This is a genomic window from Mycoplasma sp. 21DD0573 (genome assembly GCF_034863425.1).
Lineage (GTDB): Bacteria > Bacillota_I > Bacilli_A > Mycoplasmatales > Metamycoplasmataceae > Mycoplasmopsis.
Window position 1 is genome coordinate 12,434 of sequence record NZ_JAYFEZ010000011.1, and the last position, 23,261, is coordinate 35,694.

At 26.9% G+C, this 23,261-nt stretch carries 16 protein-coding genes; 12 read left to right on the top strand and 4 right to left on the bottom strand.

What is annotated here, in order from left to right; genetic code table 4:
- Positions 1 to 59: 59 nt before the first annotated feature.
- The 4 genes from atpF to VBM86_RS02120 are packed head-to-tail and all read right to left on the bottom strand — an operon-like array spanning position 60 to position 2,188.
- Positions 60 to 605, bottom strand: coding sequence for a F0F1 ATP synthase subunit B (gene atpF, locus VBM86_RS02105; RefSeq protein WP_323189714.1), 546 nt, complete (start codon positions 603 to 605; stop codon positions 60 to 62).
- A gap of 5 nt (positions 606 to 610) precedes the next feature.
- Positions 611 to 913 carry an ATP synthase F0 subunit C gene (atpE, locus tag VBM86_RS02110; RefSeq protein WP_257088737.1) on the bottom strand — a complete coding sequence of 101 codons (303 nt, stop codon included), beginning with the start codon at positions 911 to 913 and terminating at the stop codon, positions 611 to 613.
- A gap of 19 nt (positions 914 to 932) precedes the next feature.
- Positions 933 to 1,712: a F0F1 ATP synthase subunit A gene (locus VBM86_RS02115; RefSeq protein ID WP_257088739.1), complete on the bottom strand. Its 780-nt coding sequence runs from the start codon at positions 1,710 to 1,712 to the stop codon at positions 933 to 935.
- Positions 1,713 to 1,732: 20 nt separating this feature from the next.
- Positions 1,733 to 2,188, bottom strand: a complete 456-nt coding sequence (locus tag VBM86_RS02120; protein ID WP_323189715.1) for a hypothetical protein — start codon at positions 2,186 to 2,188, stop codon at positions 1,733 to 1,735.
- Between the two features lie 960 nt (positions 2,189 to 3,148).
- Between VBM86_RS02120 and VBM86_RS02125 the strand changes: the two genes are divergently transcribed.
- The 12 genes from VBM86_RS02125 to fmt all read left to right on the top strand — a co-directional run bounded on the left by VBM86_RS02125 (position 3,149) and on the right by fmt (position 23,229).
- Complete coding sequence (locus tag VBM86_RS02125; RefSeq protein WP_323189716.1) at positions 3,149 to 3,724, top strand: hypothetical protein; 576 nt, start codon at positions 3,149 to 3,151, stop codon at positions 3,722 to 3,724.
- Positions 3,725 to 4,336: 612 nt separating this feature from the next.
- On the top strand, positions 4,337 to 5,914 hold the full coding sequence (locus tag VBM86_RS02130; RefSeq protein WP_323189717.1) for a type I restriction-modification system subunit M: 1,578 nt from the start codon (positions 4,337 to 4,339) through the stop codon (positions 5,912 to 5,914).
- A 17-nt stretch (positions 5,915 to 5,931) separates the two neighbouring features.
- Complete coding sequence (locus VBM86_RS02135; protein ID WP_323189718.1) at positions 5,932 to 7,698, top strand: restriction endonuclease subunit S; 1,767 nt, start codon at positions 5,932 to 5,934, stop codon at positions 7,696 to 7,698.
- Between the two features lie 17 nt (positions 7,699 to 7,715).
- On the top strand, positions 7,716 to 9,611 hold the full coding sequence (locus VBM86_RS02140; protein ID WP_323189719.1) for a restriction endonuclease subunit S: 1,896 nt from the start codon (positions 7,716 to 7,718) through the stop codon (positions 9,609 to 9,611).
- A 74-nt stretch (positions 9,612 to 9,685) separates the two neighbouring features.
- Entirely contained in the window at positions 9,686 to 12,928 is a 3,243-nt protein-coding gene (locus tag VBM86_RS02145) for a type I restriction endonuclease subunit R (protein WP_323189720.1), read from the top strand.
- Between the two features lie 114 nt (positions 12,929 to 13,042).
- Complete coding sequence (locus tag VBM86_RS02150) at positions 13,043 to 15,616, top strand: UU173 family protein (RefSeq protein ID WP_323189721.1); 2,574 nt, start codon at positions 13,043 to 13,045, stop codon at positions 15,614 to 15,616.
- Positions 15,617 to 16,041: 425 nt separating this feature from the next.
- Complete coding sequence (dnaE, locus tag VBM86_RS02155; protein ID WP_323189722.1) at positions 16,042 to 18,957, top strand: DNA polymerase III subunit alpha; 2,916 nt, start codon at positions 16,042 to 16,044, stop codon at positions 18,955 to 18,957.
- Positions 18,950 to 19,861 (top strand): 5'-3' exonuclease, encoded by a 912-nt coding sequence (locus VBM86_RS02160; protein WP_323189723.1) that lies wholly within the window; start codon positions 18,950 to 18,952, stop codon positions 19,859 to 19,861. The genes dnaE and VBM86_RS02160 overlap by 8 nt, the downstream gene beginning before the upstream one ends.
- Positions 19,842 to 20,405, top strand: a complete 564-nt coding sequence (locus tag VBM86_RS02165; protein ID WP_323189724.1) for a hypothetical protein — start codon at positions 19,842 to 19,844, stop codon at positions 20,403 to 20,405. The genes VBM86_RS02160 and VBM86_RS02165 overlap by 20 nt, the downstream gene beginning before the upstream one ends.
- 59 nt (positions 20,406 to 20,464) lie before the next feature.
- The gene (locus tag VBM86_RS02170) at positions 20,465 to 21,427 is read left to right on the top strand and encodes a hypothetical protein (RefSeq protein ID WP_323189725.1); all 963 of its coding nucleotides are present in this window, start codon (positions 20,465 to 20,467) and stop codon (positions 21,425 to 21,427) included.
- A 16-nt stretch (positions 21,428 to 21,443) separates the two neighbouring features.
- Positions 21,444 to 22,352: a hypothetical protein gene (locus VBM86_RS02175; RefSeq protein ID WP_323189726.1), complete on the top strand. Its 909-nt coding sequence runs from the start codon at positions 21,444 to 21,446 to the stop codon at positions 22,350 to 22,352.
- A 7-nt stretch (positions 22,353 to 22,359) separates the two neighbouring features.
- The gene (gene fmt, locus VBM86_RS02180) at positions 22,360 to 23,229 is read left to right on the top strand and encodes a methionyl-tRNA formyltransferase (protein WP_323189727.1); all 870 of its coding nucleotides are present in this window, start codon (positions 22,360 to 22,362) and stop codon (positions 23,227 to 23,229) included.
- Positions 23,230 to 23,261 lie beyond the last annotated feature (32 nt).

Below are 23,261 nucleotides of genomic sequence, written 5' to 3' on the forward strand. Positions count from 1 at the left end.
AAAATCTTAAAAGTTTTGCTATTTTACTTTTATATTATTTATATAGCTGTAAAAGTTAATTACTCACTTGATTCAAGATAGTTTTTAATAATTTCATCTTGAGTTTGTGGAGAAATTTCTTTACGTAAGATTTTCTCTGCTAATTCTGTAGCTACTTGGATTACATATTTTTTAGCATTAGCATCAAATTCTTTCTTTTGCAACGCTATATCTTGGTTAGTTTCTTCAAGTAATCTATATGATTCTGCTTTTGCTTTGTCAATATAAGTTTTAGAAACTTCACCAGCTTTTATTTTTGCTTTGTTAACAATGCTATCTGCTTGCTTGTGAGCTTCTTTAAGTTTTTCGTTTGCATCGTTTAAAACTTGTAAGCTGTCTTCTTTTTGTTTAATAGCATTGTTGATATTTTCTTGGATGAAATTTGTTCTATTTTTCATCATCTTTTTAACTGGTTTATATAAAAGGTATGTAAGTAATAAAAACACAATTAAAAAAGCGATGATAGTAGCAATCATCATTGGAACACTTGGGAATAGTCCATTGAATTTTTCTTGGACTTGTTGATTCAATGATTCTTGCTTAAGATAAATTAAATTTTGAACCATAGTTATTATTTAATGAACATTAATAATAAAGCAATAATAAATGCATAAATAGCAGCTGTTTCAGCAATACCAACACCGATAATTAACATTAAACGGATTTTTGATTCTGCTTCAGGATTTCTTCCAACAGCTTCTGCAGCTTTACCAGCAGCATAACCTTGTCCGATACCTGTTCCTAAAACACCGATTGCAGCTAATCCTGCACCAATAGCAACAAGACCTGATTTGATGTCTCCACCATTTTGTGCAGCTGCTTGAGTAGTGTTATTTGCAGTTTCTTCTAAAAATTTTGTTACTGTTTCAATCATAATTAATCCTCTTTTCTATTTAATAAATTGCTTGTGATAATTGTGAATTAAGGTTTTTGTTACTTCTTACAATTTTTGATTTACCTTTTTTAAGTTTTTTAGGTTTAACTTCTTCTGCAGTTGACTCAATTGTTCAGTATACAAGTGTTAAAAGTGAAAATATATAAGCTTGTAAGGTAGAACCGAATAAGTCAAAATAAAAGTGTAATGCAGGTGATAAAATCAATCCAAAGAAGAATTGTTGATTACTTGACCCTGTTACTTTTGTTCATATTCACCCACAGAATGAATAAAATAAGAAAATAACTGTAGATCCTCCTATAACATTTCCATAAATACGAAAACTAAGAGAAATAAGAGGAGATACTTTACCAGGTAAATCAAGTGGGTTGATAAATGATTTTAGATATCTTCACTTACGGTACACTGCACCACAAACAAAGATACCAAGTCAGCTCATTAAAGCTAATGTTAACGGAACTGAATAAGATGTTACGATCGGTTCTAAACCAAAGACAGCTGTAAGGTTACCAATTAGAATAAAAGTAGCTAAAGTCAAAATATAGTATCTTGAATTTTGCACTTGTGTTCCACCAGTTGCATCATCAAAAGTTTTGTCAATGAACTTAACATAACCTTCAGCAATGAGTACTACACCTTTCGGAGCTTCATTTGGTTTAATTTTTGATACTTTGAAATAAACAACTAAACAAATAATTAGTACTATAAAAACAGTAACTACAAGCGATAACATTTGTGGTTGATTTCAAACTCAAAGACCTTTTAAAAATGTATCCATCCTGCTCATCTCCTTTCTTTTTAGTTTCTTATTTTTTTATTAACTATTTCTGTGATGATAATCACAAAAATATTAGTTAATATTCCTCCAGCAAATGCAAAGAAATTGAATGGTTGATCTAATACTTGCAATACTGAATATTCGGTAATCTGCATTTGTTTTAGGTACTCTGTATTAATAAAAAACATTAAGTACACGATCGCACCTAAAAATAAGAAAAATAAAACTGATTTTAAAATCGATAAAGCATACAATTTTGTTTTTTTATTTCTTAGAAATAAATACGCAAAAAGTCAGTTTAATTTAAATAAAAAATAAATTAGTAGACCACCTAATGCATACCCAAAAAATAGACCACGATTAATTCCTATAAGGGATAAAAACACTACAGAAATTAATAAAAAAAAGATTGCAAATATAAAAGTATGCATTTGCATATATGTCATTTTTTTTATAGCCTTTTTAATTGGTAGCATGTTTCTATTTTAATACTTTTAGAAAGTTATATCACCTTTTTTACAATATTTTTTTAGGTTGCTAAAATTAGGGAAATAAGTCAATAAAATAATAGAAAAAATCCATAAATTAAGTTTTAGTAAGATATCAAAATCCACACACTAAAATTTTATGGTTTCTAATGGGAAAAATATTGATTTGTCAACTTAGTTGGTAATTTTTTTATACTTTTTTGGTTAGAGAAACATTAAAATAAAAAAAGATAAAAAAATTAATTTTGGGCCATAATATTCCTAAATCAAGAATAATAGAAATAATAATATAATTATTTTTAAAATATTTTGATATTAGATTTTAAAAAATTAAAAATTTTTATAAATTTTTTCAGAAAAATTGTAAAAAGCTTTTATAATGATAATTGACATTTGATATATGAGACACTTGAAAGCTTGAGTCGCTTGTAGAGCTGATAGTTTATATATCAGGTGACCGTGCGCAGAAACAGAATAGTATGGGCGTGTTTTCTTGATGAAAACATGGCTTTTTTATCATAATTTTTATATGTTAATCTTCAGAAATAAAAAAAGAACAAAATTCAATAAAAAAATCCTAGTTCTTGTTTTCATAATAAAGGTAATTTAATATCTCCATATGATAATGACGAAAATCACTATGACACTATTGAAGTAAGAGCAAATTTTCAAAAAATAATAAAGATGAATGAAGAAGTAATAACAGACCCATTATAGCATTCTATATAGGTCATAAAGTTTGTTATTTAAATTTAGGAACTGCAATTAAGAAAAAGAAAAATCAACCAAAAATTGATATATGAAAATCTCCTTTCTTCTATAAAGTTCCTAAATTAGGAGAAGTATTAATACAAGCAAATGATGAAAATACAGGATTAAAATACGATTCATATGTTGATACAACTTCTATTCAAATTATGGATAAAAAAATTATTTAAAGAAATCTATATGAAAAATCAATTTGATTTGAATAGAAAACTATCATGAGTTGTGATAAATAAAATAATGTCTCAAATAGCATTAAATAAAAATCAATATACCTTACAGGAAGTATATAAAGATCCAAATGAGAATAAATTAAAAAGTACAATTATCCATTCTATAAGAGATATTACAGATGAAGGGGATATTATTGAGAATTTTAATGACATTACTGTAGATAATACTATTAAAAGAATTTATTATAAATTGCATTACTTATCCAATATATTCTTTTATCCTGACAAAGATTTAATGTCAGAATTTTCAAAAAATCTAAATATAGATTACGTTATTAGAAAATACAAATTACCATATAGAATCTATTTTGGCTTTTCATTGGAAAAAGCAGGTTTTACTTTTGCTAATGACTTAACTAAAATGTCTTCTGAAGAAATTAATAGACACTTTGATAAACCTGAAGATTTTATAAGCATACCGCTTTTAAGAAAAAATAAAGATGATAATAAGAATAATGAATTAACACTTTCTGAAGCTTTATTTGAAATAGGCGAATTATTCAACAGAGAAAAAAGTAAAAGCTAGGATGATAATAGCTTGTATTTACTATCAAGATTATCTGAATATACATTAATAAATAATTTTTATAGTGATATAAAAAATAACATTTGGTATGTGAAATACTAGAAGACCAGAGTCGCTTGTATGGTTGATAGTTTAGATACACAGTTGAGTCTGAAAGATATCTTGTTTGCTATGTTACAGAAACATAGCTTTTTATTCATTTTTTATACTACATACTAAGGTCGATTTTAATGTAAATCGATAATTTTAAATAAAACATTGCATTCCAACACTTACGATAATAATGCTAAATTAGTAGCACATAGAATATTTAATTAAGAAATGAATTTTAATAAGAAAATATATTTTTATTATTTAGAAATAATAGTTTCTCATATCTATTTTTTTGTAATTTTGGCTATTTACTTTGTTTTTTTTTTTTTTTTTAGAATAAATTTAGATAGCAAAAATTATCAATTTATTATCAAAAATAGTTATATGAACTAACTAAGTTTTAAATAGTTTTTTAAATAAAAAATCAACAGCATAATAGCATATATCAAGCTTAAAATATAAAATATTTTAATATAATTTAAAATAACGACAATTTAGGTGTAAATGAAAGGGATTTTTATGGACAATACAAAAGAAATACAAAGAGCTGAATTGCATAAAACAATTTGAAACATTGCTGATCAATTAAGAAGTCAAGTTGATGGATGAGAATTCAAAAACTATGTACTTGGAACACTTTTTTATCGTTTTATCTCAGAAAGTATCACAAGATATGTAAATGCCATTCAACACGAAACTGGTGATTTAGATTTTAATTATGAAACCTTAAGTGATGACGAAATTACCGATAGCATCAAAGAAGCTATTATTTCTGCAAAAGGGTTTTTCATTTACCCATCACAACTTTTTACAAATGTTGAAGCTAATGCAACCAACGATGAAAACTTAAATGAAACACTTGAAAATATCTTTAAAAACATTGAAAATTCTGCAAAGGGCCGTTCAAGTGAAGGTGACCTTAAAGGACTTTTCGAAGATTTTGATGTTAACAGCAACAAATTAGGAAACACAGTTGCAAAATGTAACGCTACATTAAGAGCACTTCTTACAGGTGTTAAAAAAATGGAACTCGGAAACTTTGAAGACAACACTATTGACTTATTTGGTGATGCATATGAGTTTTTAATTTCTATGTATGCTCAAAACGCAGGTAAATCAGGTGGTGAATTTTTTACTCCACAAGAAGTAAGTAAATTACTTTTCAAACTTGCTCTTGGAAATAGAACTGAAGTTAGAAAAGTTTATGATATGTGTGCTGGTAGTGGTTCTTTATTACTTCAATCAATTAAAGTGCTCGGGAAAGACAATATTAAAGAAGGTCTTTATGGACAAGAAAAAAATGTTTCTACTTATAACTTATGTAGAATCAATATGTTCTTACATGATATTAACTACAGCAAGTTCAAAATTGTTTGTGATGACACATTAACTCATCCTGGTTTAGATGAGGAAGAACCATTTGATGTAATCGTTTCTAATCCACCTTACTCAATTAAATGGGAAGGTGATGCTAATGCAACATTAATTGCTGATCCTAGATTTGCACCAGCCGGTGTGCTAGCTCCCAAATCTAAAGCTGACTGAGCATTCGTCCAACATGCACTTCACAAACTTTCAGCAGATGGTACAGCTGCAATTGTTTGTTTCCCTGGAATTATGTATCGTGCCGGAGCTGAAGCTAAAATCAGAAAATACTTTGTAGATAACAACTTTGTTGATGCAATTATTCAGCTACCAGACAACTTATTCTATGGAACAAGTATTTCAACTTGCATCCTTGTAATTAAGAAAAATAAAACAAGCAATGAAGTTAAATTCATTGACGCAAGTAAGGAGTTTATTAAAATTACAAATAACAACAAGTTAACAGATGAAAACATTCAAAACATTATCAATTTATACAATTCAGACGAAGATAAGGTAAATGTCCTTAAAATTGTTAGAACTGAAGATATAGCAAAGAATAATTATAGTCTTTCTGTAAACACTTATATTGAAAAAGAAGACACAAGAGAAGCTATTGATATTAAGAAGTTAAATCAAGAAATCAAGGAAATTGTTGCAGAGCAAGTAGTGCTTAGAGCAAAAATTGATGAAATTGTTGAAAGATTAGACAAAAGTCTTGAAGACTTATAAAACTAAAGGAGGGTAAAATGAGTGAAAATAAACTTAATTTAGACTTTATTGATAATTTACTTCCTAAAAATGAATTCAAATCAATCGAAGTTAAAAAACTATCTGATGTAGTTTTGTTGATTGATGAAAACAGACTGGAAATTAGTGAATTTATCTCTCAAGATGGAGATATAAATCCTGCAATTATCAAATCAAATGATAAAAGTATTTTAACAAATAAGTATTTACACCACTTTTTAAGAACAAAAAGCAATTTAATTCACAAATTAGTTAAAGATAAAAGTGATTTAATTGATTTTAATTTACTGAAAGTCTTAGATATAGACATAACAATTCCTTCAATAAATTGCCAAAACAAAATAATTGAAACTATTGAAAATCTTGAAAAAGTTTGTTATGAGTTAGAAGTGGATTTATCAAGTGACCACAGTGAAAAGCAAAAACAACTAAAGATATATGAAAAATTAATTTTTGAATATCTTGAATCAGAATCATTTGATGAGTTAACTGAAAAAATATCAGACAAAGATACAATAGTGAACTTAATTAAACTTATTCAATTCATATTTAACACAACAATTACTATTCATCTTTCTAAAATAGCTAAATTTTTTAGAGGTGAATCGATAACTAAAAACTTTATTGAAAACAATCCTGGTGAATATCCGGTTTATTCATCTCAAACAACAAACAATGGAGAGTTTGGAAAAATAAACACTTACAAATATGATGGTGAATATGTTTCTTGAACAACTGATGGAGTTTATGCTGGGACTGCCTTTTATAGAACAGGTAAATTTAATATCACCTCTCACTGTGGATTAATAGAAACTGATAAATCACTTCTATTACCTAAATATCTTTACTTTTATCTTTCAGTCAATTTAGATAAATATGTAAATAAATCATCTCCAAACCCATTACTAACAGTAAGTCAAATTTCTGAAGTTAAAGTAACTTTTCCAAACTTAGAAACTCAAAAGCATATAGCAAATATATTAGATATCTTTTCTAGTTACGCAGAAAAGCTGAAAGCGGAGCTGAAAGCTAGATCCACACAGTATGAATACTACAGAGACAAATTGTTATCAAATAACAATTTGTCAAATGACATTAATTCTTTTAGCAAAAAATTAAGCGAAATCGCAGAAGTCTCAAACACAGGTATAGATAAAAAAATATTAGAAAACGAAAAAAGAGTTTCAATTCTAAATTATCTAGACGTTTTTAACAACAATGAAATAAACAAAGCAATTCCCGGAATGATTGTTAGTGCAAGTGAGAATGAAATTGAAAAATGTAATATCTTAAAGGGCGACATATTTATAACACCCTCTTCTGAAACGATTGCTGAAATAGCAAAAAGTGCTGTGGTCTTAGAAAATTTAGAAAATTGTTTGTATAGCTATCACATTTGTAGAATAAGATTGTTTAAAAACAATTTAGTTACTTCTAAATTTTTAAACTACTATATCAATTCTTCTTTAACAAAAAAATACTTTACAAAAAAAGCAAAAGGCTCTCAAAGATATACAATATCAAAAAAAGATATCGAAGATTTAACAATTTGTTTACCAGATCTTAACACTCAAGAAAAAATAGTCAAAGTTCTTGATAACTTTGAAGCTATTTGCAAAGATCTTAAAATCGGACTCCCTGCAGAAGAAATAAAAAGACAACAACAATACGAATTTTATAGAGATTCAATCTTTGAATATCTTGAAACTAACTCATTTGAAAAATTAATGAGAGAGAGAGAGAGAGAGAGAGAGAAGATAACTTAACCACAGGATTAATTAAGTTGATTCAATACATCTTCAACACAAACATTACTATTCAGCTTTCTAAAATAGCTAAATTTTTTAGAGGTGAAGTAATTAGCAAGGATTTCATCAAACAAAATCCTGGAGAGTATCCTGTTTACTCATCTCAAACACTAAACAATGGAGAATTGGGAAAAATTAGCAAATACAAATTTGATGGAGAATATGTTTCTTGAACTACAGATGGAGCATATGCTGGAACTGTATTTTATAGATCAGGTAAATTCAATATTACAAACGTTTGTGGTTTAATTGATGTAAATAAGTCAATCATACTTCCAAAATATCTATACTTTTATTTATCAGTTAATTTAGATAAATATGTAAACAAGACTTCTTCAAATGCTAAATTAATGTCGAATCAAGTCGCTGAAGTCAAAGTAACTTTTCCTACTTTGGAAACTCAATTTAGAATAGTTCATATATTAGAAAATTTCGAATCAATTTGTAAAGATCTTAAAATCGGGCTTCCTGCTGAAGAAATAAAAAGACAACAACAATACGAATTTTATAGAGATTCAATCTTTGAATATCTTGAAACTAACTCATTTGAAAAATTAATGAGAGAGAGAGAGAGAGAAGATAACTTAACCACAGGTTTAATTAAATTAATTCAATATATCTTTGATCAAACTATTTCATTAAAATTATCTAAACTAATTCAATTTACAAATGGATTTAACTTCCTAACAAATACAAATTTTGATGATAGCAAACCTGCAACATCAATCATAAAAATAGCAAACATTGACAAAAACAACAATTTAAACATTAATAATGCTGAAAAATTTAATTTTAGTTCATATCCTAACAATGATTTATCTAAATACAAAGTTAATAAAAATTGCATATTAATAGCTATGTCAGGAAATACAATTGGTAAAACTTATTATTCAAGCGAAGAATTAAACTGCTATATAAATCAAAGGGTTGGAAAAATCGAAACCCAATTAGATATTATTAACCTAAAATTCATTTACTTTTATCTAAATAATATAATCCCTAATTGAATTAAACAGTTTTACTTAAAATCTTCACAACCAAATATAAATACTTCAGATATCTTTGATATCGAAGTAAAAGTTCCTTCTCTGGAAATACAAAATAAAATAGTTAAAACACTAGAAAATTTTGAATCAATTTGTAAAGACCTTAAAATCGGTCTTCCGGCAGAAGAAATTAAAAGACAGCAGCAATACGAATTTTATAGAGATTCAATCTTTGAATATCTTGAAACTAACTCATTTGAAAAATTAATGAGAGAGAGAGAGAGAGAGAGAGAAGATAACTTAACCACAGGTTTAATTAAGTTAATTCAATATATATTCGGAAACACAATTTTAATTTCTCTTAATGATATATTTGAAAAAATTTACACAGGAGAATTCATTGTAAAAAATCCTGGTTTTGGAGAATTTAAAATTATTAATGGTGGTAAAAACGTTCTCGGGTATACAGATGACTACAATTGCGAAAATGCAATAACTATTGCAAAAGTTGGTTCAACGGGTTATGTTGATTTAATAGAGGAAAAATTCTGATTAAGCAATAGTTGTATTGCTTTAATACAACCGAAAGAATTAATTGTAAATAACAAATATGTGTTTTATTACTTAAAAAATAATGAACAAAAATTAAAGAATTTAGCTAACAGTGGTACATTATCTTCGATAAACTTGAGTGATTTAAGAAAACTAAAAATCAAATTACCATCACTAGAAACTCAAAACAAAATAGTTGAGATTCTAGATACTTTTGACACTATGTGCAACAATTTAAAAGTAGGTCTTCCTGCTGAAGAAACAAGAAGACAACAACAATATGAATATTATAGAAATTTAATATTTGATAAATTATCAGATAAAAATAATTAACACTTTAATACCTATATCTAAGCTGCATAAAACTAATACAAGCAACATATAACAACAAATAAAGGGGATTTATTATGGCAAAAGAAAATCACGCAATATTACATACTCCTGAAAACACAGTTATTGCTGAGTTTGATTTTGAAAAACAAAGACAAAGACCTACAAATTATCAGTCAGAAGCCGATTTAGAAAAAGAGTTTATTAATCTTCTAACTAATCAAGGTTATGAGTATATTCAAATTAAAAATTCAGAAGAACTTAAAAATAACTTTAGAAAGCAAATTGAAAGATTAAATCAAGTTACTTTTACAGATAATGAATGAACACATATTATTTCTGAAGTTTCAGGAGAAGGTAAGGGTATTAAAGAAAAAACTGAAATTATCCAAAAAAATAACATTATTCCTCTTAGAAGAGAATTATCTAATGGTGAATCCCAAACTAAAAACATTAGATTAATTGACTTTAAAAATCCACAAAGCAACATACTTCAAGTAATTAATCAATATGAAGCTGACCATGGTAAATACAAAAATAGATATGATGTAACTATTTTAGTAAATGGTCTTCCTTTGGTTCACGTCGAACTTAAGAGAAGAGGTGTAGACATCAGAGAAGCTTTCAATCAAATTGAAAGATACCAAAGTGAAAGCTTCTGATCTGATGAAGGTTTCTTTGAATTTATTCAAATCTTTGTCATTAGTAATGGAACTGAAACAAAATACTACTCAAATACAACTAGAGATTTAAAAACTTCATCAAACAAATCTGGTTCAGCTGTTAAGAAAAGTAAACAATCATTCCAATATACATCATATTGAGCAGATGGTAAGAATAGAAAAATAACTGATCTTATTGACTTTACTAGAACATTCTTTTCAAGACACACATTATTAAATATTCTTACTAAATATTGTGTCTTTGATTCAAATAAACAACTATTAGTAATGCGTCCATACCAAATTGCAGCTACTGAAGCAATCATTTCAAAAATTAAAATGACGTCTTCATTAGGCAACTGAGGTAAAAAAGATGCAACTGGATATGTATGACATACTACCGGTTCAGGTAAGACACTTACATCATTTAAGACCGCTGAATTAGCAAAAGAATTAGATGACATTGAAAAAGTTATCTTCGTTGTAGATAGAAGAGACTTAGACTTCCAAACAATTAATGAATATAACCGTTTTGAAAAAGGAAGTGTTAAAGGTGTACAATCGACAAACATTTTAAGTCAAGTGCTTAAAAATGAAACTGTTGAAGATGAAAGATCTAAAATTTTAGTCACAACAATTCAAAAACTTTCAAAATTTATTGAAAAAACACCTAAATCAACTATATATGATAAAAAAGTTGTCTTCATCTTTGATGAATGTCACCGTTCACAATTCGGTAAGATGCATAAAAGAATTGTTAACAAGTTCAAAAAATACTTCTTATTTGGATTTACTGGAACACCTATATTTGTTGAAAACGCAAATACAACAAATGGTCAAATGCTAACAACTGATATATTCAAAGATCAACTTCATACTTACACAATTTTAGATGGTATTAGAGACCATAATGTTCTTAAATTTAAAGTTGATTTCTTGAATACATTTAAATCTGCTTCTGGTATTGAAGATAAGAAAATATATGGAATCGATAAGAAAAGTATCAAGGAATCAGACAAAAGAGTCGCAATGAATGTTAAGTACATTCTTGAAAACTTTGATAGAAAAACCAGAGCAAAAGATGGTTACTCATTTTCTAAATTAGTTAACTATGATGAAATGGTTAAAAGCAAGGATAACACTGCTAAAGAAATAAAAGTTGATACAAACCTTCAAGGTTTCAACTCTATTTTTACAGTTGAAAATATCTTGATGGCTAAAAAATACTACCTTGAATTCAAAAAACAATTAGCAGAGCAACATAGAAATTTAAGAATTGCAACAATATTCACATATGCACCTAATCCAGATCCTGAATCAGGAGTTTTTGAGGAAGAAGATATTGATATCCCTACAAATGTAACTTATGATTCAACTGATAAAGAATTCTTAGCACAAGCTATGGATGATTATAATCAAATGTTCAAAACCAACTTCTCATTAGATGGTGCCGAAGGGTTTGCTAACTACTATAAAGATGTTTCATTAAGAATGAAAAACAAAGATATTGATATCTTAATAGTTGTTGATATGTTCTTAACTGGATTTGACTCACCTACATTAAATACTTTATGAGTTGATAGAAAACTTGAATATCACCGTTTAATTCAAGCATTTTCAAGAACAAACAGAATTTTAAACTCTGTTAAAGTATGTGGAAACATAGTTTGCTTCAGAAATTTAAGAAAAGAAGTTCAAGATGCTATTGCATTATTTGCTCTTAACGATAAAGAAGCTTCTAATACAGCTTTATTTAGAGATTATAACTTCTACTTAAACGGTGAAACTAATGAGAAAACAGGTGTACACGTTAAGGGTTACACTGACTATGTTAATGAAATAAAAGAAAAATTCCCACTTGAGAATTTAGATCAAAGAATTGAATACTTCCCTGAAAGTAAGAAGAAAGAATTTGCTAAGTTATTTGGAAAAATCTTAAAATGCAAGAATACATTAATGGTGTTTGATGAATTCCAACAAGATTCTAATAGAATTATTCCTGACAGAGACTTGCAAGATTATCAATCTCACTACTTAAATATTTGAAATGAATTTAAGGACAAAGAAAAGAATGACGTTTACAAAGAAAATATCATCAATGATATTGTTTTTGAAATCGAATTAGTTCAACAAGACGAAATTAATGTTGAATACATCATTAGATTAATCGCAACTAGATTTGCTCAAAAAACAGATACTGAAAAAGTTAAAAAAGAAGTTGGCAAACTTGCACAATCAAGTACTTCTCTCAGAAGCAAAAAGGATCTTATTTTAGAATTCATTGACCAATACAATGTTCAAGGTATTTCAAATACTGCTACTGAAAATGAAATTGAAATTAACACTTGAGAAGAATGAGAAAAATTCGTTCATCAAAGAGCTGGGCAAGAAATTAACACAATTATTAATAGCCAAAACATTCAAGCTGAACAAGCTAGAGAATACATTCTTAACTCACTTGAAAGTGGAAGTTTAAAATTTGATGGACAAGGCTTGGATTCAGCTATCAAAGCACCATTATTTCCACGTGGAGCAAATTCATCAAATAGATATGAAACTAAGAAAAAAGTGTTCTCAATCATCCAAAACTTCTTTAACAAATTCAAGGATATTCTTAATATCAAAAAGTTCAAGAATACTTTAAAAAATGATAAATAACTCAATATTACCAGAGATTCTTCTGGTGATATTTTTATTTATCCCTATGGTTCAAACACAGAAGTTGCAATCAAATATTGACAACTTGATATAATCAAAATAAGGGGTGTAAATATGGAGCAAAAAAATATTATTAAGATAACTGCAAACAACTTTCTAAAGGTTTTTTTTAAAAATCCTTTACTTATTTTTCATTCAAATAACTTAGTTGATTGAATTAAACAATCAGCTTATTTCGATAAATATAATGTATCAATTGATGATTATTTAAGCAATATTAAATTCGGCAATATTGATGAATTAGATGACGATGAGGATGAATCTAGTGAAAATGCAATTGATGCAAATAAAGTGTCTGAATTTATGTCTGAGCAAAACTTGCAAATGGAACTAGATACAAATTCAGACAAACTTGTTTGAAGCAATAATTTCTTGCACGAATTAGATTCAATTTTTGCAAAACAAGAAAACAGCGAACAAGTTGAATTTATTAAAGTTAACGTTTCTGAATTCTTGCAATTTAAATTGGATGCATACAACTGATATTTAAATAAACACAACTATAAACCAAATGAAGTTGGTTATATTAAACAAATTGATAATTTAGAAGTTAAATTACAACAAACTCTTAATTACTTAAATGATGACAAAATCAAAGTAATTATCGAACCTGTATTTGCTTATAAAATCGAGAATCAAAATGATGTATTTTATTTAACTTCATCAGCACTTATATATGATAAACAACTTAAAAAATATGTAGGTTTATCATATGTTGATAAAGCTAAGAAAGATTTATATCAAAAAAACTTTTATAACTACAACGTACTAAAGAAAGCAAATATTCCTCTTGAATCTATTAGCGAAATTATTATTAATCCATTTGTTAATAAACTTGGATTAACACAAAAAGATAAGATTGATTTTTATGAAGTCTTTTCAGCAATGACAAAGATAAAATCACCTTCAAAACCAAGTAATAAATCTGATAAATTAGATTGAATGAGCGAAGATGATTTTTATAATTTATTCACTCCAATCGAACACGGATTGTTAAAATCAGGAGCACTTTCACTGTATGATTCTTGAAATGAACAAGACTACTTAAATAACTTTACAAAAAATTCAAATTCCTTTATTTTGAGTGCTAAAAGAGGATATTACTGCGATAGAAGTTTAGGGCTTAATTTAGAAGAATTTGTAGCAATGCCTAATGTAATTAAGACATTTAGTGAATTTATAGACCAAATAAAAGAAACTCACGATATCTATAAATCAGTTAATTCATTAATTGAAAAATCAAATGGTGTTTTTTTTACAAAAGACAAGAAAGGAAGTTCACCTGAGTCATATGTTTATTATGATCCATTTGATAGTTACATTGACAAAATCATCAATTCTTATTATTTAGCACCCGAATTATCTAATATTGATTACAACTTATTTAGATATTGTTTTAGCAAAGATGCTGAAGACAATTTTGAATTAATGAATAGTTTAAATGATTATATAAATGCATATAAAAACTCACAGATTTCAAACAGTTCTCTTATTAATATACCTACAGATGTATTCAAATCACCTGATAAATTAGTTATTAGAGCATATCTTTATGGAAAAGATTTTATACCTTATTCATTTGGTAGAATAACTAAAGAATCTGAAGATAAAGTGCTTGAGCTAATTAACAAATATGAAAAAATAAATGCAATAAATGTTAAAGCGGCTCTTGATAAAATCTTTAAAATTCACTTAAAAGACTCAGTAATTGTTTGATATGACTATGAAGGTTTTTCATCAATCTATCCAGTTATCACTGGTACATCATCATATCAGCAAATCGTTAACCAGGTATCAGTTATCAAAACTCAAAATGGTAAAGAAATTTACAAAGAGAACTTTGTCATAGACACAAAAAACTTTGATTTATCGAAAACAATATATATGTTTAAGATAATTCACGATAAAGATGCTAAAGGTTACGTTGTATATAACAAGACATATGAAAATACAAGAAACAAAGAGCTTCTTAATTTAATTGAAATCGAATACAAAGATAATAATGAAAAAATTCAAGAGCAAATTCACTTGCATTTTGAAACATTAGGAAACTTCAAACAGGCAATTAATGAAATCAACAATTTAGCAATTGACTTAAATGATATTTTTAAATCAACATCAACAGAACTTAAATCTAGGTTAATTTCAGACAAATATTTCATTGTATTTAAAGAGAATACAAGCAATGAAACATTAGAATTAGTTAAATTAATTAATAGTGATATTGAAACATTTGCATTAGATAGAATTTGTTATATTAATGAACTGCTAAGATTTAGTAGCATTAAGAAAGTTGAAAAATACATTACACATAACAATTTAAAACTCAAAACATTGATTACACCTTATTCAGAATTAGTTATTCAAAAAGGTACTATGGCAATGGAAAAAGCCCAAATTAGACACGCAAAACTAATTGGGGATTCACATTGAGAAAATGACATTGTTCCTGAACTTAAAAAGTACTGTGAAAATGATGTTAGAGCTATGATAATGGTTTACGAGCTTATTATGTATATTCTTAGACTTAAGTTCCCAGAACTTGATGAATATGAGTACAAAATTGATTCAGAAAAGTATGAATACAAGATAGAAAATGAGCAAATAACACCAGCTCCAAGAGATTAAAATAAAAATACAAGCAATTATTACAACTGAAACTGTAATTATTTGCTTGTATTTTTTTAATTAGATTTAAGAATGGCGATTAATTCATTTAAAAATTCAATTGTTCTATCGATTTGGTAATTAGTTTTAGATTTAACATCATTACTAAAATAATTGTTTTGATTTTCTTTTAATTTTAATTTAAATGTCTATATATATAGATTGTACTCCTTATTAATCTCAATATCTTATTTTTATGTAATTTTTTATAAAAAACTATATTTTTCATATTTTCTTACACATTTTGATTCTAAAACTGAAAAATGATTTTTATAGTGTCATAAAATAGGGTGATTAATGAAATTTTTATGAATTTAGTAGATATATTTAATTAAAAAAATCAGCTATTTTCTGTTAGTTTGATAAAAGAAAAATATAATTTAAATATGAAAAAAATATATCTTCACACAAATACTGAATATTCATTTTTAAACTCTGCTATCAGAGTTGAAAAACTCATTAAATTAGCAGTTGAAAATAATTTAGAATTCTTACCTTTAACAGATAAAGAAAACTTATATGCATTGCAATATTATTGAGATATGCAAGATAAGTTTAATATCAAACCGCTTATTGGTATTGAGCTTGATTTATCAGAAGGATTTACTGTTGTTGTATTAGCTAAAAACAATAATGGATACGCTTTTATTAATCAACTTATTTATGCTAAATCTGAAGGTAAAGAAGTTTCATACTATGAACTTGATAATTCAGATATTTTCATTATTGACCATCAATACCTAGGGCATAGATCCAAAGGTATTGCAGTTGATAAATATTTAAGTAATTTTTATTTAAATAATAAAACTCCACTTGAATATCAAACTGTCTATGCACCAGCTAAAAAAGTTTTAAATTTTGAGGATAATGAAATCCTCAGAGTTATTCAAAAAATTGGTTCAGTTAACGAAGAAACTCAAACATATAATGAATATTTGGATGAAGAAGATTGAGAAGATCTTCACGAAGATGTATATAAAAATATGTTATACATTGCACAAAATTGCAATGTTTCTAAACCTAATAATTCAATTAAATTAGCTAAATTTTCAGATAATGCAGCAGCAGAATTTAAAAAATTATTAATTAATGATAGAACTAAAGAACTTATTTACAAATTCGGTGAAGATGTTGTTGTAAATAGAGTTAATTATGAGATTTCTGTTATTGCTAAATTAGGTTTTATTAACTACTTTTTGATTATTCAAGATGCAATTGCTTGAGCTAAGAAAAATAAAATTGAAGTAGGGCCTGGTAGAGGTAGTGCTTCTGGGTCAATTATTTCTTATATATTAGAAATTACGGATATTAATCCACTCGAATTTGGATTGCTATTTGAACGTTTCTTAAATATTGACAGAGTTTCTCTTCCTGATATTGATATTGATATTCAAGATAACAGAAGAAATGAAGTTTTAGAATACATTAAAAATAAATATGGAGAAGAAAACGTTGCTCTAATTACAACATTTCAAACTTTAGCACTAAAAAACAGCATCAGAGATGTTGCTAGATACTTAGATGTACCACTTTCAGAAGTTGAAAAAATTTGTAATGCAATTAAGTCAACTGACTTAAGTCTTGTTGATGCTTATAAAACTAATCCAAAATATAGATCATATGTAGATAAATATCCTAACTTACACGAGTATGCTTCAAAAATTGAGGGGTTGCCAAGACAAATCGGAACACACCCTGCTGGTATTATCGTTTGTGATCAACAAATTAATAAGCTTATTCCCACAATTTACAATAATGGATTAATTCAACAAGTTCAATTTACATTAAATCATTTAGAAAAATACGGTCTTATTAAAATTGACTTTTTAGCACTTAAGAACTTAACTATTCTTAAAGAAATTGAAGATTTATTAGAACCTGAACAGACTTTTGAAAAAGTCATAGGAAATAGTTATTCAGTTCAATTAGAAGATAAAACTAAAAAATTACTTAATAACACACATACAAATGGAATTTTTCAACTTGAATCAATAGGAATGCAAAGAACAATTAAGGAAGTTAAAATTGATTCATTTGATGATATCTATGCAATTGTTTCGTTGTTTAGACCTGGTCCGATGGAATTTATTGGTACATATGGTAAAAATAAACAAAACCAAAACAGAATCGAAACAATTCATCCACTATATGATCAAATTGTTAAACCTACATTTGGAATTATTGTTTACCAAGAGCAAATTATGCAAATTGCACAGCAAGTTGCAAATATGTCTTTTGCTCAAGCTGATTTACTTAGAAGAGCAATTTCTAAAAAAGATGAAAAGCTATTACATAGCTATAAAGCTGAATTTTTCAAAGGTGGATTGCAAAACAATATTTCTATAGACTTATTAGAAAAAATTTATTCAAATATTGAAAAATTCGCTGCTTATGGATTTAATAAATCACATGCCGTTGCTTACTCATTAATTTCATATAAGTTGGCTTTCTATAAAGCAAACTACCCACTTATTTTCTATAAAGTGTTAATTTCAAATTCATCATCAGACCAGCAAAATATCAAAAAATATACCGTTGAAGCTAGTGAGCAAGACATAAAAGTACAATCACCTGAAATTAACAATTCATCAAATATGGTTGAAATTGTTGACAATGAACTTTATTTACCATTCAATATGATTAAAGGAATCGGTGAAAGTGCTGTTGAAAAAATACTTGAAGAAAGAAATCAAAATGGTCAATATGAAAACTTTATAATTGCATATCTTAGATTAAGAAATTTAGGAAATGTAACTGAGTCAAATATTGAAACACTTATTAAAGCTAATGCATTTAGAGAATTTTATGGAATGCAAACTTTATTAAATGGACTAATCATTTGCAAGCAACTTAATGATTTATTTGTCGCTTCATATAAGAAAATCGAAGGCGACAAAAAACAACAACTCCAAGAGTTTATTAAAATGCAAAATATTGAGCAAATTGAATTTGAACTCGTACCAAGTGATTTAAATAAACAAATTCAATATGAATCTCAATTATTAGGAAGCATTTATAACTTAAATTCAAATATTTCAAACAAACACAATACATCAACATTAGATCAGCTTACAGATCAATATGAGTGAATTGAAGTTATGTTAACTAAAGTGACTAAGGATGCTAAAGGTAGACCTAGATTATCAGTAACAGATTCAACAAAATCTGTAACAGTTTTTGGTTTTAATAATAGAGCTATTGAAATTCTTAATGATACAAGACCAAGAAAAATGTTGATTTTAATCAAAATTAGTAAAGGATTTTATAACTTTAGTGATTGAAGAGAGGTAGATAATGGATAAGAAAAACTTACATTTATTAGTTGATGGAAACTACTTAAGTTTTCAATCATTTTATGCAACATATTATGGAAATCCTAATGACATTTTAAGAACTTCAACAGGTTTCCCTACTAATGCAATAAACTTATTCTTCCATCAACTTCTTAAAATATTCAACCAATTTAATCCAACACACATTTTTATAGCTTTTGATAGTCAGGGAAAAACTTTCAGACACGAAGCTTTTGATGAATACAAAAGTGGTAGAGCTTCAGCTCCATGTGAATTATTTGTTCAAATGGACAAAATTAAAGAAATGTTAACTCTTTTAGAAATTCCTTGAAAAGAGCAAACCGGTTATGAAGCTGACGATTTAATCGGAACTTATGTTAAAAATGTCGCTCAAGGTGAAGAGAAAATTATTTTTTCAAAAGACAGAGACTTACATCAATTAATTGATGAACACACATCAGTTATTATTAAGAGACCTAAAAAAAATAAATTTGATTTATTAACATTAGATATTTATCCTGAAGAATATCGAATTTATCCAAATCAAGTTCCTGATTATAAAGGTTTAGCAGGAGATAGCAGCGATAACTTACCAGGTATTAAAGGTATTGGAGAAAAAACAGCTATCAGTATTCTTGACAAATACAAAAGTTTCATTAATTTATATGAACAAAAAGATACTTGAGCTGATAATTTTACAAAATCAATTATTATAAAATTAGAATCAGGATATGACCAAGGGCTATTCTGTTATAAAATGGCTCAGTTATATACAAATGTTCCGGATTTTAATAAATCAAAAGATAACTACTTTTTAAAACTTAATCTACAAAATGCAATGTCTATTCTTGATGAACTTGAATTAGTTAGATTAAAAGAAAGTATGCTAAATTATGATAGCAATAGTAGGTAAAATTTGCTCTGGTAAAACTTACTTTTTAAATACTGCAAGAGAATTTGGTTATAAAACATTAAATCTTGATGAATTTGTAAATGATTTATATGAAAAAAATACTGATTTTATCAACAAAATTAACAATAAAATCGGTAGTTTTTTAATCAAAAATAATCAAGTTTGAAAACCGTTTATTAAACAATGGGTAAGTTTAAATCCAAATAACTTAAAAATACTTGAAAAGTATGTTTTTGAAGTAATTTTTGAGCACCTTAAATCAAATCGGTACGATTTTGTAGAAATACCAATTTTATATACAAAAATAGTCGATTTTTCAATCTTTTTCTCTACAGTCTATCATATGCAAATAGATGAAGAAAATAGGTCAAAATTCTTAAAAATTAGGGGTGTGGATAACTTCACAAAAGAAATTTTAGACAACCAAAACAACTACAATTGAGACGCAAAAGATTTTTTTAGATCAAAAAAGGTTGTGCATATCCCTATTAATATTAGAGATAGCAAAGAAAAAATAAAAGAATTTTTGGAGCTAAAAAAATAAGTAAGTAAAATTAGAGTACCAAAATTTTCAAACACAAGAAAAAACAGGAGGAAGCACCGATGATTTATCAATATTTCGCAGTTGAAAAAGTTAACGAAATAACAATGGAGGACCTTAGTAATTTACGTGAATTTTACGGTCCATTTTTAGGTGCTGACCCTGTTTTTCTTTACCAATATTTATTAGATATTGTTAAAGATAGCAAATACAAAAGAAGTAGCTATGATTTTTTAACTCTAACTACATTCTTAAATATGCACGAAAACAGATTAAATCAAGCTAGATTACAACTTGAAGCCGTTGGATTAATTGATACTTTAAGAGATGATGAACAAAAAATCACTATCTTTAGTATTCAAAAACCACTTAATGCAGCTGGTATTAAAAATAACCATTTAATTTCAGAAATGTTGAAATCTAAAATTGGTGATACATACTTCAAAATTAAAGTTAATAATAGATTGAAAAAATCAAACATAATCGAAACACCACACATCCAAGATGTTTCAGCAAGTTTCTTTGATGTATTTAATAATGAGAATGAGCAATCTCAATATCCAAAGAATGAATTTGTTGACAATTTAATTAATTTAGGTAAATTAAGACAAAAAAATGCTGATTTTGCACCAGTTGATTTTTCTATGTTAGAGCCTATTAGTTTATTAAACGAATATAAATATTCAAATAAATATGAAGCTTTAATTAAATTAAGCACAAGAGATTTCTATAAATCAATTTCATATGGTTTCAGAAATGAAAAAATTGAAAACAAATTAGATGAATGAATTAGCAAATTTACTGATTCAAAAATCATTAACTATGTTTTATATATTTCTAAAGAAAAATCTTCAACTCCTAACGAGTGATTTAAACATGCAAACTCAATGATGGTTGAAATTAAAAATGCAGGTCTTATGAGATTCGACACAATCGAAGCTTATTTTGATGGAAAATTTAAAGATAAAAAAGAACAAAAAATTTTCCATGAAAAAGAAGCTTTCAAGAATGCTCTTAAACATTAATTGGAGACTTTAATTAATGACAAAAAATAATCGAAATCTAGATTGACGAATTTTTCTAGATAAAAACTTGAAAATAGAACCTGCACAGATTATTGCTGATATCAAGAAAAAAGAAATATTAGCACAACTAATAGATGAATTAAATATCTCAGATAAGGAAATTTGAGATTATTTTGTTCATTTAATTGATTACTATAAACAAAGAACTATCGATAAAAATCTACCTATTAGAAATTATTTTTTAAGAGATGAAAATGGTAAATTGCAGTTAGTTAGAAAAATAGCAAATAATGATGAAGGTAGAAAATTAAGATTAGAAAATCACTTAATTTTCACAGACATCAGTGAACCAATTAATGATGAAGTTATTGAAAATGTAGTTATAAATGATGAAGACTATATTGACTTACACAAATATATAGAAGAATTAAAAGTTAAATTAAAAGAACACAATGAACTATCAATGAAGGGTCTTTTAATTTCTGGAGTAAGAAAATCTCAAAGAAGTAATTTACTTTCAAGAATCGCAAATTCTTTTGCATTAGATAACAAAACTGTTGCTTACATTAATATAAATGATTTAGACCAAGAAATCAAAAAAACATTTGATAAGAAAAACTCAAATGACATTGATTTTATTAAAAAACAGCTTAGTGAAGTTGATTTGTTAGTTTTAGATGAAATTGGACTTAAAAACTTAAGTATTTGATTCTGAGATTCAGTAATTATGGAAATTTTAGAACAAAGATCAATCAATAATAAGATCACTTTCTTTGGAACATACTTTACATCTGAAAAAATGTTTACACACTTAAAAGAAATTAATGAAAATAGTAAATCAACAACTAAATTAACTGAACAAATGCTCACTAAAATTGTTGAAGTTATGAGAGAGCTAATTTACAAGGAAATCTCAATCGGATAGGAGAAAAATGAATAAAACAAAAATTTTATTAGCAGGAACACCCGAGTTCTCGGTTCCTATTTTTGAAGAAGTTATCAAAAACTTTGATGTTGTAGGAATTGTTTCGCAACCTGATAAACCAGCAAATAGAGGTTATGCACTTTTACCTACCCCTACAAAATTATTAGCTCAAAAATATAACATTAGACTTTTTCAACCTGAAAAAATCGGACAAATTTATGACGAACTTAAAGAATTAGATTTTGATATCTTACTAACTTGTGCTTTTGGTCAATATGTTCCTGAAAAAGTTTTAGCTCTTCCAAAATTAGCTTCAATTAATATTCACGGTTCACTGTTACCTAAATATAGAGGTGCTGCGCCTATTCAATATTCACTTCTTTATGGAGATAAAGAAACCGGACTTTCATTAATGTATATGACAAAACAAATGGATGCAGGTAACATTATTAAAATGGTTTCAATTCCAATTGAAGATACAGACACATCTGATACATTGTTTGTAAAATTATCAAAATTAGCTACTGAAAATATCACAAAATGACTTGTAGACTATGTTAAAGGTGATTTTGAGGAAATTGTTCAAGATGAAGATAAAGTCATTTTAAGTCCAAAATTATTAAAAGAAGATGCACTCTTAACAAGTGATTTAACAGTTGAACAAGCATTTAATAAAATCAGAGCATTCTCATCGAATCCGGGTGCTTATGTTATTTTAGATAACAAAAGAGTCAAAATTTATTATGCTACAAAACACAAAGTTGCAAATGGATTACCACTTCAATTCACTGATGGAAAACTATGAGCAGTTGATTATCAATTCGAAACTAAAAAACGTGTTAAATTAAATTACTATAAACTAGGACAAGTTTTATAGACAATTTATAAAAAACTCAAAGCATCTCAATA